15 protein-coding genes and 1 pseudogene are annotated in these 14,650 nt (G+C 53.5%); 6 read left to right on the forward strand and 10 right to left on the reverse strand.

Going from position 1 to position 14,650, the window contains the following annotated elements; all coding sequences use genetic code 11:
• Positions 1-15: 15 nt before the first annotated feature.
• Together ABGB15_RS00715 and ABGB15_RS00720 are read right to left on the reverse strand one after the other, a co-directional pair.
• A complete protein-coding gene (locus ABGB15_RS00715; RefSeq protein WP_215723080.1) occupies positions 16-1,953 on the reverse strand; it encodes an acyltransferase family protein in 1,938 nt (645 codons plus the stop codon).
• Positions 1,954-2,127: 174 nt separating this feature from the next.
• On the reverse strand, positions 2,128-2,991 hold the full coding sequence (locus tag ABGB15_RS00720) for a YicC/YloC family endoribonuclease (RefSeq protein ID WP_215723074.1): 864 nt from the start codon (positions 2,989-2,991) through the stop codon (positions 2,128-2,130).
• Positions 2,992-3,116: 125 nt separating this feature from the next.
• On the opposite strand from ABGB15_RS00720, the gene rph reads away from it, so the two are divergent.
• Both rph and pyrE read left to right on the forward strand, forming a co-directional pair.
• Positions 3,117-3,833 carry a ribonuclease PH gene (gene rph / locus ABGB15_RS00725; protein ID WP_013094888.1) on the forward strand — a complete coding sequence of 239 codons (717 nt, stop codon included), beginning with the start codon at positions 3,117-3,119 and terminating at the stop codon, positions 3,831-3,833.
• A gap of 68 nt (positions 3,834-3,901) precedes the next feature.
• Entirely contained in the window at positions 3,902-4,543 is a 642-nt protein-coding gene (gene pyrE / locus ABGB15_RS00730) for an orotate phosphoribosyltransferase (protein WP_369064092.1), read from the forward strand.
• 71 nt (positions 4,544-4,614) lie between these two features.
• Here pyrE and slmA read toward each other — a convergent pair whose 3' ends face one another.
• The 3 genes from slmA to coaBC all read right to left on the reverse strand — a co-directional run bounded on the left by slmA (position 4,615) and on the right by coaBC (position 6,979).
• Positions 4,615-5,211 carry a nucleoid occlusion factor SlmA gene (slmA, locus tag ABGB15_RS00735; protein ID WP_152082716.1) on the reverse strand — a complete coding sequence of 199 codons (597 nt, stop codon included), beginning with the start codon at positions 5,209-5,211 and terminating at the stop codon, positions 4,615-4,617.
• 120 nt (positions 5,212-5,331) lie between these two features.
• On the reverse strand, positions 5,332-5,790 hold the full coding sequence (dut, locus tag ABGB15_RS00740; RefSeq protein WP_015570042.1) for a dUTP diphosphatase: 459 nt from the start codon (positions 5,788-5,790) through the stop codon (positions 5,332-5,334).
• On the reverse strand, positions 5,768-6,979 hold the full coding sequence (coaBC, locus tag ABGB15_RS00745; RefSeq protein WP_215723116.1) for a bifunctional phosphopantothenoylcysteine decarboxylase/phosphopantothenate--cysteine ligase CoaBC: 1,212 nt from the start codon (positions 6,977-6,979) through the stop codon (positions 5,768-5,770). The genes dut and coaBC overlap by 23 nt, the downstream gene beginning before the upstream one ends.
• A 175-nt stretch (positions 6,980-7,154) precedes the next feature.
• Between coaBC and radC the strand changes: the two genes are divergently transcribed.
• The 4 genes from radC to mutM all read left to right on the forward strand — a co-directional run bounded on the left by radC (position 7,155) and on the right by mutM (position 9,345).
• Positions 7,155-7,820, forward strand: coding sequence for a DNA repair protein RadC (radC, locus tag ABGB15_RS00750; protein WP_215723073.1), 666 nt, complete (start codon positions 7,155-7,157; stop codon positions 7,818-7,820).
• A 216-nt stretch (positions 7,821-8,036) separates the two neighbouring features.
• A complete protein-coding gene (gene rpmB, locus ABGB15_RS00755; protein WP_002436699.1) occupies positions 8,037-8,273 on the forward strand; it encodes a 50S ribosomal protein L28 in 237 nt (78 codons plus the stop codon).
• A 22-nt stretch (positions 8,274-8,295) separates the two neighbouring features.
• Positions 8,296-8,463: a 50S ribosomal protein L33 gene (rpmG, locus tag ABGB15_RS00760; RefSeq protein ID WP_003024094.1), complete on the forward strand. Its 168-nt coding sequence runs from the start codon at positions 8,296-8,298 to the stop codon at positions 8,461-8,463.
• Between the two features lie 72 nt (positions 8,464-8,535).
• Positions 8,536-9,345, forward strand: a complete 810-nt coding sequence (mutM, locus tag ABGB15_RS00765; protein WP_152082714.1) for a bifunctional DNA-formamidopyrimidine glycosylase/DNA-(apurinic or apyrimidinic site) lyase — start codon at positions 8,536-8,538, stop codon at positions 9,343-9,345.
• A 2-nt stretch (positions 9,346-9,347) separates the two neighbouring features.
• Here the strand turns inward: mutM and coaD are convergent, their stop codons facing one another.
• The 5 genes and pseudogenes from coaD to ABGB15_RS00790 all read right to left on the reverse strand — a co-directional run bounded on the left by coaD (position 9,348) and on the right by ABGB15_RS00790 (position 14,645).
• Positions 9,348-9,827, reverse strand: coding sequence for a pantetheine-phosphate adenylyltransferase (gene coaD / locus ABGB15_RS00770; protein WP_215723072.1), 480 nt, complete (start codon positions 9,825-9,827; stop codon positions 9,348-9,350).
• A 3-nt stretch (positions 9,828-9,830) separates the two neighbouring features.
• Positions 9,831-10,601 carry a glycosyltransferase family 2 protein gene (locus tag ABGB15_RS00775; protein ID WP_215723071.1) on the reverse strand — a complete coding sequence of 257 codons (771 nt, stop codon included), beginning with the start codon at positions 10,599-10,601 and terminating at the stop codon, positions 9,831-9,833.
• A complete protein-coding gene (waaA, locus tag ABGB15_RS00780; protein ID WP_215723070.1) occupies positions 10,601-11,875 on the reverse strand; it encodes a lipid IV(A) 3-deoxy-D-manno-octulosonic acid transferase in 1,275 nt (424 codons plus the stop codon). Before waaA ends, ABGB15_RS00775 begins: the two co-directional genes overlap by 1 nt.
• Positions 11,876-12,031: 156 nt before the next feature.
• Positions 12,032-13,655, reverse strand: a pseudogene (locus tag ABGB15_RS00785) (sulfatase-like hydrolase/transferase).
• Between the two features lie 18 nt (positions 13,656-13,673).
• The gene (locus ABGB15_RS00790) at positions 13,674-14,645 is read right to left on the reverse strand and encodes a glycosyltransferase family 1 protein (protein WP_215723069.1); all 972 of its coding nucleotides are present in this window, start codon (positions 14,643-14,645) and stop codon (positions 13,674-13,676) included.
• Positions 14,646-14,650 lie beyond the last annotated feature (5 nt).

Consider the following 14,650-nt stretch of genomic DNA (forward strand, 5'->3'; position numbering starts at 1 on the left):
AGATTTATTCATGCATTAGCGCATTTCGCCTGCAAAAATCTGTTTAAACATTGGCACGAGTGATTTGTTACCCGTTTCGCTGAGATGGTTGTCATCAAAGTATCGAGGTTCCAGATTCCTGCTCCCCATGCAACGGCCCATACTGCAAAGATAAGGCGTTGGGTCCAGAACTCTGACGCCGCATTGCTCTGCCGCCTGTTGCTGAGCCTGCAAAATGGCGCTGTTTCGCTTCTGATAATCAGCCAGAGAGATTGAGATATCCTGCGTCTTTTGATTCGTCATTAAGCGGTGGGACAAGGTGCGTGGAACATCGACACCCATTTCAGGAATCGGGTTAACAAGCCAGACGGGATGATTTCGGTTGAGCGTGCAGGCCATCTTAACGATGGAATCTGCGTACTGGTGTAAATAGTTTTTCTTGTCCTGCGGACCGGTTTTGAACTTCACCAGCTTATTTTCAGCGTAGTGAGTCAGGCGATTAACGATCACCACGGGAACATCACCCGGATAGGCTTGTAGTTTTTTACTCAGGGAACGGTTGAATTTCCCACATCGATTGCTTTCTAACAGATCGGCATTCGCCAGCGTCGGGCAGCCGGAATAGGTAATGCCGACAACCGACCCCAGATCTTTTGCCGCTTCGGCAAGTGCTGTGGCTGTTGCCTCCGCATGGCTGTCTCCAATGATAATGGCTGCGGCCGCCCCTGTTCCGTAATAGCTCATGTGCGTTTTTGGGTCAGCAGCATAATTTTTATTGTTTGCCTGAGCCGCAATTTGGTCGACCTGCGGATCGGGACGGCTGGTGATGATATCGCTTTTCACCAGGTGACTATAACCCCAGGTTATTCCGACGCAGGCGAACACAATGGCCCAGAAGGCGGCTACAGAGCGCTGATTCAGGACGTTTTTTGCCGGTTGTTCGATCAATATCCAAGAGAGCCATCCCAGTAAAAAAGAGAGTGAGATCGCACTGACGACCCAAAGCCCGTTATGTTGTTTTCCTGCATAAATTAAAAATACGGCAATTGGCCAGTGCCATAAATACACAGAATAGGAACTTAACCCGACCCAGCGTAGATTGCGGTCGATCATGTTAATCAGGGATGGGCTATTACTGTAAATAACCAGCATTGTGCCGACAACGGGCAGGAGAGTGAATCCGCCAGGCCAGGCATGCTCAGGAGTAATAAAAAGAATGGACGCAAGAATAAAGGCATAACCCAGCAGTGCGATTATTATGCGCCACGTATGGAGTGGCGCATATCGTTTTGCTGCATACCAGACAAGACCGCCACACAGCATTTCCCAGGCGCGATACGGCATCAGGTAAAATCGCGTGGCGGCGTCGAGAGACGTGCTGGTCACGCTTACCAAAAACGAGCACAGCGCCAGTAGCAGCAGACACAATCCGGTATCCACTCTTTTTCGGAGTGGATATAACGCCATCATAATAAAGGGTAATACCAGGTAAAACTGCCATTCAACGGAGAGAGACCACGTATGCAGGAACCAGTTTTCATGAGAGTCGGTAGCAAAATAATCACCGGACTCTTTTTTTAATTTGAGATTAGAAATAAAGAGCGCGGCATAGCCAATATAATTACCCAGCTTTCTGTATTCATTTGTCGGGAGCCAGAAAAAAGTTACAAGGGCTAATACTACGCAGAGCATTAATAATGCCGGGATGATGCGCTTAGAGCGCGCCGCATAAAATTGAAATAAGTTAAACGTTTGCCGTTCAAGACTGGTGGCAATGATTTTTGTCATCAGAAAACCGGAGATAACAAAAAAGATATCTACGCCTGTGAAACCGCCTGGAAGCAAGGTGGGAGCGAAGTGGTAAAATACGACGGACAGTATGGCAATTCCACGCAGGAGGTTGATGTCCTGGCGGAAATCGCGGTCAACAGCGAGGCTTTTTGTTTCCTCTAATGTTAAGTTGATGTTTGCCATTACCTTTTCCGATCGTGAGTATTCTTAATAGTCAAAACGACAGGAAGTGTATCAAAAATAAAAAGCGAATTCTTATGTTCTGATGCGACAGAAGACAGATTACATTCCTGCCATAATCCGATAAAAAATGGTCCCTGAAGGGACCATTTATTCGTAAACTTATCTTGCTAATTGTTACTCAATATTCTGAATCTGCTCACGCATCTGCTCGATAAGTACCTTCAACTCAATGGCGGAATTGGTCACTTCAGCATTAATCGATTTAGACGCCAGGGTGTTTGACTCGCGATTGAACTCCTGCATCATAAAGTCGAGGCGACGGCCTACGGCTTCTTTCTTCTTCAGGATGTTATAGGTCTCTTTGACGTGCGCTTCCAGACGATCCAACTCTTCGGCCACGTCGACACGCTGCGCCATCAGCACCAGCTCTTGTTCCAGACGGTTATTTTCCAGCTGAACTTCCGCTTCTTCCAGTTTGGCGACCAGACGCTCGCGCTGCCATTGCAGCACTTCTGGCATATGGGCGCGAACTTTCGCGACTTCGGTGCTTACACCTTCAAGGCGCTGTTCAATCATAGCCTTCAGCGCCTGGCCCTCTGTTTCGCGGGCAATGATAAAATCATCCAGCGTGCTGTCGAGCGCAGCAAGAATTTCAGCAGCAATCGCGTCCAGATCCTGCTCCCCGGCAGCCATTACACCAGGCCAGCGCAGGATATCAACCGGGTTGATTTCACCTTCATCGCTCTGCATTTTGACCCAGTTCGCCGCATTAACCAGCTGTTTCGCCAGCTTTTCGTTGAGGATCAGCTCGCCCTGCGCACTGGCATCAGGCTCAAAGCGCAGGTTACATTCTACTTTTCCGCGCGTCAGGCGAGTACGGATACGCTCACGCACAACCGGCTCCAGGCTGCGGAATTGCTCCGGCATGCGGAAATACGTTTCCAGATAGCGCTGGTTTACCGAGCGCATTTCCCAGGTAGCGCTACCCCAGCTACCTTTGATTTCACGCCGGGCGTAGGCGGTCATACTGCGGATCATAGATATTCCCGTTTTTAAAGGAGAGATGGGGGGATTATAGCTTTCGGGGGCTTCTCAGGATAGGAATAAGCATCCTTTATCCGTATAATGCGCAGCCACATTCGTTTCAAGCCGGAGAATTCATCATGCGTCCAGCAGGTCGTAGCGCCAATCAGGTGCGTCCCGTCACCCTGACCCGTAACTATACAAAACACGCTGAAGGCTCCGTGCTGGTTGAGTTTGGTGACACCAAAGTGCTGTGCACCGCCTCTATTGAAGAAGGCGTTCCACGTTTCCTGAAAGGCCAGGGCCAGGGCTGGATCACTGCCGAATACGGCATGCTCCCACGTGCGACCCATACCCGTAACGCCCGTGAAGCGGCGAAGGGTAAGCAGGGCGGTCGTACCATGGAGATCCAGCGTCTTATCGCGCGTGCGCTGCGCGCCGCTGTTGACCTGAAAACGCTCGGTGAATTCACTATCACTCTCGACTGCGACGTGATCCAGGCCGATGGCGGTACGCGCACGGCATCAATCACCGGCGCTTGCGTTGCGCTGGCGGATGCCCTGAACAAGCTGGTTGCTGCCGGTAAGCTGAAAACCAACCCGATGAAAGGAATGGTTGCCGCGGTCTCCGTGGGTATCGTGAACGGCGAAGCGCTTTGCGACCTGGAATACGTGGAAGACTCCGCCGCCGAAACCGACATGAACGTGGTGATGACCGAAGATGGTCGCATTATCGAAGTGCAGGGCACGGCAGAAGGCGAGCCGTTCACCCATGAAGAGCTTCTTACCTTGCTGGCGTTGGCCCGAGGGGGAATCGAATCCATTGTAACGACGCAGAAGGCGGCGTTAGAAAATTGATTTTACAGGCGACCAATGAGTCGCCTTTTTTTTGCCTGTAAGACAGAAAAAACCAAAGGAGCGAATCCATGAAATCGTATCAGCGCCAGTTTATTGAGTTTGCGCTTAACAAGCAGGTACTTAAGTTTGGCGAGTTTACGCTGAAATCCGGGCGTAAGAGCCCTTATTTCTTCAACGCCGGGCTGTTTAATACCGGGCGCGATCTGGCACTGTTAGGCCGTTTCTATGCCGAAGCGCTGGTGGATTCCGGGATTGATTTCGACCTGCTGTTCGGCCCGGCCTACAAAGGGATTCCGATTGCGACTACCACCGCGGTAGCGCTGGCGGAACACCATGACCGCGATGTACCGTACTGCTTCAATCGTAAAGAGGCTAAAACTCACGGTGAAGGCGGCAACCTGGTGGGCAGCGCACTGCAGGGCCGCGTCATGCTGGTGGATGATGTGATTACCGCAGGTACGGCGATTCGCGAATCGATGGAGATTATCCAGGCTAATGGCGCTACGCTCGCTGGCGTGCTGATTTCTCTGGATCGTCAGGAACTTGGACGCGGCGAAATCTCCGCCATTCAGGAAGTGGAGCGCGATTACGGCTGTAAAGTGACGTCAATTATCACTCTGAAAGACCTGATTGCGTATCTGGAAGAGAAGCCTGAAATGGCGGACCATCTCGCTGCGGTGCGTAAGTATCGCGAAGAGTTTGGCGTGTAAGATTACTGCCCGGTGGCGCTGCGCTTACCGGGCCTACGTCACCCGTAGGCCGGATAAGGCGGGTAACCGTATTACTGCAACTGAGCAGCCACTAACGGCCAGCGGGCGTCAAAATCGTCCGTTGGACGGTATTTGAATTCGCTACGCACAAAGCGGGAAAGCATCCCTTCGCAAAACGCCAGGATCTGGCTTGCCAGCAGCGTTTCGTCAGTGACATAACCTTCGCCTTCACGCATTTTCTTCTCGCGCAGTACCTGGCGCAACTGCGCTTCAATACGCTCAAAAAGCTGGTTAATTCGGCCCTGCAGTCTGTCCTGCTCAAACATCAGCGCGTGACCGGTCAGGATACGGGTTAAACCCGGATTGCGTTCACCAAAACCCAGAATTAACAGCACAATCAGACGCAGACGAGCGGTGGTGTCCTTTTCGTCTTTCAGAATCAGGTTGATGCGTGTGATCAGGCTGTCTTCAATAAACTCAATCAGGCTATCGAACATCCGCGTTTTGCTTGGGAAATGACGATACAACGCCGCCTCGGACACGCCTACGGAGGCCGCCAGTTTTGCGGTAGTGATGCGTTGGCTGCCATCGCTGGATTCAAGCATCAGAGCCAGAGACTGAAGTATTTCTTCGCGACGGTTCCTTTTCGCGGTTTGTTTTTCTGCCATGTTACAAAATACCCCTGAAAATAAGCACTTGCCAGGCTGGCATCCACACAGCGACCGCAAACGGGCGTTTGCGGTTTGTTATTGCATTATGGCGCTGTGAGATGCGTGTCTATCGGGCGATTATTTACGCCCGGAATGGCCGAAGCCGCCTTCGCCACGGTCGGTGGCATCAAAGTCTGCCACCAGGTTAAATTCTGCCTGCACTACGGGTACAAACACCATCTGCGCGATACGTTCGCCCGGTTCGATGGTAAAGCTGTCCTGACCACGGTTCCAGACGGATACCATCAACTGCCCCTGATAGTCGGAGTCGATCAGGCCGACCAGGTTACCCAGCACGACGCCATGCTTATGGCCCAGGCCAGAGCGTGGCAGGATCACTGCCGCCAGTGACGGGTCAGCGATGTGAATTGCCAGGCCAGTCGGGATCAGGGTGGTTGCGCCCGGTGCCAGTTCTACGGCGTCATCGAGACAGGCGCGCAGGTCAAGACCGGCAGAGCCGGAGGTGGCATACGTTGGCAGCGGGAATTGCTCGCCAACGCGCGGGTCCAGAATCTTAACGTCGATTTTTTTCATCATAACGGGTAACGATCTCGTCCAGTAATTGTTGGCCCAGGAGTTCCTTGCGCGCAAGCGGTAAGACTTTATCTCCATCCTGCCAGAAAAGGTGCAGTGCGTTGCTGTCGCTGTTAAATCCTTGCGTGGCCAGCGATACGTCGTTCGCGCAAATCAAATCGAGGTTTTTGCGGGTACGTTTTTGCCGGGCATATTCTTCCACATTATTTGTTTCTGCGGCAAACCCAACAACGTAAGGTCGATGGCTTTTCAGTGCGGCGACACCGGCAACGATATCCGGGTTTTTCAGCATTTTTAGTGTTAATTCATCGCCTTGCTTTTTAATTTTGGCGTCAGAAATCGTCTCTGCACGATAATCAGCCACGGCCGCACAGCCAATAAAAATGTGCTGGCTTTGCGCATGAGCCTGCACAGCGGCTTCCATCTCCAGCGCGGTGGTGACATTAATGCGCTGCACAAACGGTGGCGTAGACAACGAAACCGGGCCGCTCACCAGCGTGACGTTCGCGCCACGTTTTGCCGCAGCAGCAGCAATGGCAAAGCCCATTTTGCCGGAGCTGTGGTTGGTGATGTACCGCACCGGGTCCAGCGGCTCGCGCGTGGGGCCCGCGGTAATCATGATATTGAGATGTTGCAGATCGTTGACAGGCGAAAAATGGGTCGCGGCCATATCAACGATCGTCAACGGGTCAAGCATACGGCCAGGTCCAACATCTCCACACGCCTGGCTGCCGCTGTCCGGCCCCCAGATCAGCAGGCCACGCGAAGCCAGCGTCTCCAGATTATGCTGAGTGGCGGCGTTGCGGTACATCTGCTGGTTCATGGCGGGCACGACGGCAACGGGGGCAGGCGTAGCCAGGCAAATCGTCGAGACCAGATCGTTCGCCATCCCGGCCGCCACGCGGGCAATTAAATCTGCCGTGGCGGGGGCGAGGATAACCAGATCCGCCCATTTCCCAAGCTCAATATGGCCCATCGCGGCTTCAGCGGCCGGGTCAAGCAGGCTGTCAGATACCGGGTATCCCGAAACGGCCTGCAGGCTCAGCGGGGTGATAAAGGCTTTACCGCCTTCGGTTATCGCGACCCGCACGTCGGCCCCACGCTCGCGCAGACGACGCACCAGATCTGGCGTTTTATAGGCAGCAATACCGCCGCTCACGCCAAGAACGATTTTTTTACCGGCCAGGCTCATCATGATTCTTTCCTGTTGGGTTTCACCAGAGAGCGGGCATTTTATCACAATCCAAAAAACGGAGTGATTTTGTCCTGCGGTTACTTTGCGAGGCGTTACGCAAGAATGATACAGGGGCGTCGAGCGTCAGGGGACGGCTATGGCAGCATGGTAGCAAGCATTAAGGAGGTTGAGCATGGAAGAGGCAACACAGATGTTACCGCGCGAAAAATTGCTGCAGTTTGGCATCACATCGTTAAACGACGACGAGCTGCTGGCGCTTTTTTTGCGTACCGGAACAACAGGGAAAACGGTGTTTACGCTGGCGCGTGAGCTGATACAACATTTTGGCTCGCTATATGGTTTGTTGACCGCAGATCTGGCTGAGTTCAAGCACGTAGAGGGCATTGGCGTGGCGAAGTATGCGCAACTGAGGGGCATCGCCGAGCTTGCCCGACGTTTTTATAACGTCCGTATGCTGGAGGGGGACACGTTACTCACACCTGAAATGACGCGAGAATTTCTGCAAAGCCAGCTGGCAGATGCGGAGCGGGAGATCTTTATGGCGATCTTTCTTGATAACAAAAACCGGGTGCTCAAGCATTGCTGCCTGTTTTCGGGGACATTAAGCCATGTGGAGGTCCATCCGCGTGAAATTGTGCGGGAAGCGATAAAAGTGAATGCAGCCGGCGTGATCCTCGCGCATAATCACCCCTCTGGCTGTGCAGAACCGAGCAGAGCTGATAAAGAAATCACCAAACGTATTATCAAATGCTGTCAATTCATGGACATTCGTGTACTGGACCATCTGATAATTGGCCGCGGAGAGTATATTTCTTTTGCAGAACATGGTTGGATTTAGACCATTTCACGCGATCCATCGGGATCTTTGTCTGTTCGGGACTTGAGCACACCGCCGAGTCAGCGTATACTACGCCACCTTTGAGAATCTCGGGTTTGGCATTTGGGCCTGGCAATCGAGAGTTCACTTAGAACTGCGATGACCGGGCTGTAAAGCCTGACGAGGCGCCGATACCCCATACGAAGCTCGAGCTAATTTGATTTTTGGAGAATAGACATGTCCCGAGTCTGCCAAGTTACTGGCAAGCGTCCGGTGACCGGTAACAACCGTTCCCACGCACTGAACGCGACTAAACGCCGTTTCCTGCCGAACCTGCACTCTCACCGTTTTTGGGTTGAGAGCGAGAAGCGTTTTGTCACCCTGCGTGTATCTGCTAAAGGTATGCGTGTAATTGATAAGAAAGGCATCGATACAGTTCTGTCCGAACTGCGTGCCCGTGGCGAAAAGTACTAAGTACTTAAAGAGGAAATAAATCATGGCTAAAGGTATTCGCGAGAAAATCAAGCTGGTTTCTTCTGCTGGTACAGGTCACTTCTACACCACCACGAAGAACAAACGTACTAAGCCGGAAAAACTGGAACTGAAAAAATTCGATCCAGTTGTACGCCAGCACGTACTGTACAAAGAAGCTAAAATCAAATAATTTTAGTCTCCTTGTATTGAAAAACCCCGCAACTGCGGGGTTTTTTGCATTCTGCATCTCAACGGAGGAACCATGCCTGAATTACCTGAGGTAGAAACCAGCCGCCGCGGCATTGAGCCCCATCTGGTCGGCGCGACGATTCTCCACGCTGTCGTTCGTAATGGGCGTCTCCGCTGGCCGGTGTCCGATGAGATCCATGCGCTCAGCGACAAACCGGTGCTCAGCGTGCAGCGCCGTGCTAAATATCTGCTGCTGGAACTGCCCGACGGCTGGATCATCATTCACCTGGGGATGTCCGGGAGCCTGCGCATCCTTACCGAAGAACTGCCTGCTGAAAAGCACGACCACGTTGACCTGGTGATGAGCAATGGCAAAGTGCTGCGCTACACCGATCCACGACGCTTTGGTGCATGGTTGTGGACCAAAGAGCTGGAAGGACACAACGTGCTGGCGCATCTCGGGCCTGAGCCGCTCTCCGATGCTTTTAACGCGGAATACCTGAAAGAGAAGTGCGCGAAGAAGAAAAGCCCGATCAAACCCTGGCTAATGGATAACAAGCTGGTGGTGGGTGTCGGGAACATCTATGCCAGTGAATCGCTGTTTGCTGCCGGGGTCCATCCCGATCGGCTGGCATCGTCATTGTCAGCACAAGAGTGCGCGCTGCTGGTCAGGGTGATTAAAGCGGTACTGCTGCGATCCATTGAGCAGGGCGGCACCACGCTGAAAGATTTCCTGCAAAGCGACGGTAAGCCGGGTTATTTTGCGCAGGAGCTGCAGGTGTATGGTCGCAAAGGTGAGCCGTGCAGAGTGTGTGGTACGCCGATTATTGCAACGAAGCACGCTCAGCGTGCCACATTCTATTGCCGTCAGTGCCAGAAATAGCGCTACTTCAACTTTTCCATCAACGCCTGGTGAACGTTCACCGGCAGGAAATGGGTGACGTCCCCTTGATGACGCGCCACCTCTTTCACCAGCGTTGAGGAGATAAACGACCACTCTTTTGACGGCATCAGGAAAACGCTCTCCAGCTCCGGCATCAGATGGCGGTTCATGTGCGCTAGCTGCATCTCATACTCGAAGTCAGCAACGGCACGCAAACCGCGGATCAGGATATTGGCCTGCTGAGCGCGGGCGAAATTAGCCATCAGGTCGCTGAACCCCATCACCTCAACGTTCGGCAGATGCGCAATGGCGTCGGTGGCAAGCTGAACGCGCTCATTAAGATCGAACATCGGCTTCTTACTGGGGCTGGCGGCAATCGCCAGGATCACCTTGTCGAACATGCACGCCGCCCGCGTGATGATATCAAGATGACCGTTGGTGATCGGATCGAATGTACCCGGATAAATCGCTTTTGTGCTCATGGCTCACGTTTTCTCTGAGTAGCCGCGGCAGAGCGCCCACAGCTCGGTGTATTTGTTGAAAGTATACTGGGCATTCACCACCGCCAGTAACCAGCCCTGTTTACCGTCCAGCACGCCACCACGCAGCAGCAACGTTTTCAGAAACGCCCCCAGTGTGTGGGTGAAAATACCGGCCAGCGTAGCCTTCTTGCCGCGCTGGTGGCGTTCCTGCGCCCATGCGGTGGCATAGCTGAGCTGTTTACGCTGGAAGCTGGCGAAATCGCGGCAGGTCAGGTGCAGCAGATCGCCCGTCAGGGGGAGCACCTGAGCGTTATCGCAGGCCAGCGACTCATGGACCAGATTGTCGTTGTACTGATAGCGCTCGCGCTCATACAGACGCATTACGCGGTCAGGATACCAGCCGCTGTGGCGCATAAAACGGCCGAGGAAGTAATTACGGCGCGCAATGCTGTAGACCGCGCCGGGCTGAGGTGCGGCGAGTACGGTCTGAATGGCGTGCTGGAGTTCCGGCGTGATGCGCTCGTCAGTGTCGATCATCAGCACGTAATCACCGGTGGCATAGCGTTGCGCGCGCTGGCGCTGGACGCCATAACCCTGCCAGTCGGTATCGGTATAAACCTTTGCGCCTGCTGCACGGGCAACGTCCAGGGTGTTGTCCGTACTGCCGGAATCAAGCAGGACAATTTCGTCAGCCCAGGCGACAGAAGCCAGGCAATCCGGAAGCAGGTCGGCGGCGTTTTTGGCGATCATCACGACCGACAGACGCGTTGACATTAGTGGCTCCGCTGAGGCAGATAAGGTTGCAGAAGTTGCAGCAGACGGGTCAGTGCGCCCTGGTTCTGATGCAGCACTTCGACGGCATGGCGACCATACCACAGACGGTAATCTTCGTCGGTCAGGAGGGTTGATACCTCTTTCACCACGGAGTCCGCGTCGGTCACGGTAATTAAACCGTCGGCTTGCTGCAATTTAGCGCAGATATCTTTGAAGTTAAACGTGTGTGGACCCATTAAGACCGGAATGGCATGGGCGGCTGGCTCCAGCGGGTTATGGCCGCCGCGCTCCACCAGGCTACCGCCGACAAAGGCCAGGTCGGCAATCCCGTACAACAGCATTAGCTCGCCCATCGTATCGCCAATCACCACCTGGGTGCTGCCGGAAGGGATCTCACCGCTGCTGCGCAGGGTGAAGCTAAAACCGCCTTTCTGCACCATTTCGCGGGCATCTTTAAAACGCTCCGGATGGCGGGGAACCAGGATCAGCAGTAAATCCGGGAATGTCTCCAGCAGCTTACGGTGAGCCTGCAGGATAATCTCTTCTTCACCGTCATGGGTGCTGGTCGCAATCCAGACCTGACGACGGGGTGCCCACTGGCGACGCAACGTTATCGCGCGGGCGGCGAGTTCAGGCGTAACGGAGATATCAAACTTCAGGCTTCCCGTCACTGCAAGCTGGTTTCGCTTCAGACCCAGCGAGACAAAGCGCGCTGCATCTTCTTCATTCTGCGCGGCAATCAGCGTGATCTGGCTGATCAGACGGCGCATAAATTTACCCAGCTTGCCGTAGCCTTTCGCCGAGCGCTCGGACAGGCGGGCGTTGGCAATCACCAGCGGGATTTTTCGGGCATGCAGGGCGGAAATCATATTCGGCCACAGTTCGGTCTCCATTACGATCACCAGTTTTGGGCGAACGGTATTCAGGAAACGGTTCATGGCGCAGGGAAGATCGTAAGGCAGATAAACGTGATGCACATCTTTACCGAACGCGGACATAACGCGCTCAGAGCCGGTTGGCGTCATGGTGGTGACGGTAATCGGCAGAGATGGATAGCGGTGGCGCAGCGCGCGAACCAGCGGGATCGCCGCCAGCGTTTCACCAACAGAAACGGAATGCAGCAAAATACCGTCTGGAGCGACTTTATTACGGCAGTAGCCATAGCGTTCAGCCCAGCGTTTACGGTACGCAGGCGCTTTACGGCTACGAAGCAACAGTCGCAGCCACACCAGTGGCTGAATGATGTAGAGCAGGGCGGTATACAACAATTCCAAGCGATTATCCGTTTTTTTAGTTTCGGCGGGCAAATTCTAAGCATTTGGGCCGTTTAAAGCTATCTCTTTGGTGTTTTTAGGCGTCCATTTGACTGCGTTACGTTCATTCGTGGATAAAAAAACGGGCAATTGCTTGCCCGTTTATCGCCCTGCTGATTAACGTTCCGCTTCGGGAAGCGCATTCAGATGGTAGGTGACGCGCTCTGAAAGGCCGCGGATATCGCCGCCCGTAATGAAGAAGCTGTCATCTTTCTGGTTAGGATTGCTGACGTCATAGCCCAGCATTTTGTTGATTAGCGTCGCGACCTGATAATGGTTGAGCGGTATCTGCGGGCTAATGGCCTTCATGGTGTACGCCGGGTCGTTACTGAAGTACAGGAACGGCACCTGGGCAATCGGCATTTCCACCACGGAGTGACCGAACAGGCCATTATCACCTACGCGTTCGCCGTGGTCTGAAGTGATAAACACCAGCACCGGCAGTCTGGATTTTGCCATCGCCGTGCGGATAGCGGATGCCAGTTCTTTGTCGTACAGGCGGACCGCATCGTCATACTCATTCTTCTTCTGCGCTACGTCATCGCTCAGGCGCGGCGTAGAGAATTTGGCAAAGCCCTGCGGGATATTACGCTCGTATGGGATATGTGGCGCGCGGCTGTTCAGCACCATCAGGAACGGTTTGTTCCAGTCCAGCGTGGCTTTTTCTACGGATGGCGTCAGCACCCACTTCTGGTGCCGGACGGATCTGCGTATCTTCCCACAGATCGATGTCATGGATACCAATCCAGTTGCTCAGCCCCTCCAGCCCCTGAGCGGAGATAAAGGCGGTCTGATAACCCTGCTTCTTCGCATTGGCGAAGATATTGGTGGATTTTGATTTGTAAGCACCGTAGTTATCCGGCTCGCGCAGATTATTCACCAGCATCGGAATCGCCACGCGGGTAGACACTGCGTTGGAGACGATCAGGCGGCCAGTGCCCTGATACTCCTGCAGCAACGCGTTCAGTTCAGGTGTGGTATCACGTTCGTAACCCAGTGCGCTGACGTGGTGCGGGTTAAGGCTCTCACCAATCGCCAGAATAATGGAATATTTGCCCGCCTGAGTTCCCTCGATCGGTTTGACCTGATAAGGCTCGTAGTGGGTCAGATTCTGGTTCTCACCGGATATCGCCTCCGGGATGAGGCGAATGGCGCTGAAACTCATCGCGGACAGACCATTACGCAGCAGCGAGTGGCGCAGATCCGGGTTGAATTTGTACATTTGCCCGTCGATGGCTTTATAAAACTGGCCGACAAACATCACCACGATGGCCAGCAGGCACGGTATCGCCAGCCATTTATGCCATTGCGGTGCCAGACGACGGGTAAAGACCAGTGCAAACACGACAGCCACAATCATAATGGCGAAATAGATGCCCAGCGATCCCAGGCTATCGGTGATGCCGCTGGCAATGTCTTTCGTTTCGACAAATGCCAGCCAGACTTCACTCGGGCCATAAAACTGACCGTAAAACTGGTAGTAGACCGCTTCAGAAATCTGAACGATGAACGTCACGGCCAGGAGCAAACGGGTCAGGAAGAAGCGGGCGCTGGCCGCAGCCAGCAGGGAGATGATCAGATACAGCGAGATATCCCCGGCTTTCGGCTGGTAGACGTGGTCTTTCAGCAGAATGATGATTTCGGATAGCGAAAACAGCAGCAGGAACGCCAGCGTCAGCCCCACGGTACGCAGTAAATTGCGACGTGGGGAAAATGAGAATGGTGCAGATGTCTTGAACATGGAAGGACTCAATTCCGATCAGAACTTTTTAGTCAGCGGACGAATGGCTTTACCAAAGCCAAAGCGCAGTGCGCGAACTACCGTAGGGCGATTGTGCAATCCTTTACGCCAGATGTCCTCAAACAGGCGATACCACCGGGCGGCAACCGCTTCGCGGGAATAGACCTGTAAACGTTTGTCACCCTGCTCACGCATCTGGCGATACAGTTCAGGGTTATTTTTCAGACGCATGATGGCCTCGAAGGCTTCGTCCGGATTTTTGGCGATCAGGTAATCCAGTTCGCTTTCGCGGATCGCGCGGTAAGAAGGTTCATCGTCGCAAACCATCACCGTCTTACCCAGCCAGTTATTAATGAGCTTACTGGCTGGTTTACGGGCCAGTTTGTGATCGTGCGATTTACGGAAACTGATACACACGTCCACATCCTGGTAATGGGTCCAGTTATCAAACGAAATGCGCAGTTCGATGCCTTGCTCGGCGAGGCGCTGCCTGAAGTTGCCTTCGCGATACTCGTCCGGGAAACTGTCCACACGGCCAAAGAAGGCGACGGTTTTGATCGTCTCATCGGTGCGTTCGCGCGGCTTCACACCCGGCTGTGGCCAGTTAGGAATAAAAATACGACCCGGAATAGAAGCGACTTCAGGGTTTTGTTCGACAACGTAATCGGCACCAATAACGGGGGGGCGATCAGCACGGGCAACAACAGTCACACCGACCCATGGTTTCACTCGTGAACCGTAATGATCATTATGTATAAGGTTGATGGCGTCCGGGCGACATTCTGTACCCCAGGAACATTCAATCTGACCGTTATAGTAATAATTCAGACTGAGCATCGTCTGAAATGTCCAGACCCCTCTGCCACCGCAATAAAAGCGATGAGGAATATCATCCGGGTTGATCTTCTGGTCAACTAATTCCTGACAATCGGCAAAATTCGTCGCGATAAACTCAGGGCGAGAGACAACATGCAGTTTAAACTTGTTCATAATTA

The sequence above is a fragment of the Enterobacter sp. MALB-1 genome, assembly GCF_041021625.1.
GTDB lineage: Bacteria > Pseudomonadota > Gammaproteobacteria > Enterobacterales > Enterobacteriaceae > Enterobacter > Enterobacter oligotrophicus.

What these genes read in the sequence shown, in the direction of transcription:
- ABGB15_RS00720 (WP_215723074.1), bottom strand. Translation starts at nt 2,991, where the DNA reads ATGATCCGCAGTATGACCGCCTACGCCCGGCGTGAAATCAAAGGTAGC.
- pyrE (WP_369064092.1), top strand. Translation starts at nt 3,902, where the DNA reads ATGAAATCGTATCAGCGCCAGTTTATTGAGTTTGCGCTTAACAAGCAG.
- slmA (WP_152082716.1), bottom strand. Translation starts at nt 5,211, where the DNA reads ATGGCAGAAAAACAAACCGCGAAAAGGAACCGTCGCGAAGAAATACTT.
- rph (WP_013094888.1), top strand. Translation starts at nt 3,117, where the DNA reads ATGCGTCCAGCAGGTCGTAGCGCCAATCAGGTGCGTCCCGTCACCCTG.
- rpmG (WP_003024094.1), top strand. Translation starts at nt 8,296, where the DNA reads ATGGCTAAAGGTATTCGCGAGAAAATCAAGCTGGTTTCTTCTGCTGGT.
- coaBC (WP_215723116.1), bottom strand. Translation starts at nt 6,979, where the DNA reads ATGAGCCTGGCCGGTAAAAAAATCGTTCTTGGCGTGAGCGGCGGTATT.
- coaD (WP_215723072.1), bottom strand. Translation starts at nt 9,827, where the DNA reads ATGAGCACAAAAGCGATTTATCCGGGTACATTCGATCCGATCACCAAC.
- mutM (WP_152082714.1), top strand. Translation starts at nt 8,536, where the DNA reads ATGCCTGAATTACCTGAGGTAGAAACCAGCCGCCGCGGCATTGAGCCC.
- radC (WP_215723073.1), top strand. Translation starts at nt 7,155, where the DNA reads ATGGAAGAGGCAACACAGATGTTACCGCGCGAAAAATTGCTGCAGTTT.
- rpmB (WP_002436699.1), top strand. Translation starts at nt 8,037, where the DNA reads ATGTCCCGAGTCTGCCAAGTTACTGGCAAGCGTCCGGTGACCGGTAAC.
- ABGB15_RS00775 (WP_215723071.1), bottom strand. Translation starts at nt 10,601, where the DNA reads ATGTCAACGCGTCTGTCGGTCGTGATGATCGCCAAAAACGCCGCCGAC.
- ABGB15_RS00790 (WP_215723069.1), bottom strand. Translation starts at nt 14,645, where the DNA reads ATGAACAAGTTTAAACTGCATGTTGTCTCTCGCCCTGAGTTTATCGCG.
- ABGB15_RS00715 (WP_215723080.1), bottom strand. Translation starts at nt 1,953, where the DNA reads ATGGCAAACATCAACTTAACATTAGAGGAAACAAAAAGCCTCGCTGTT.
- dut (WP_015570042.1), bottom strand. Translation starts at nt 5,790, where the DNA reads ATGATGAAAAAAATCGACGTTAAGATTCTGGACCCGCGCGTTGGCGAG.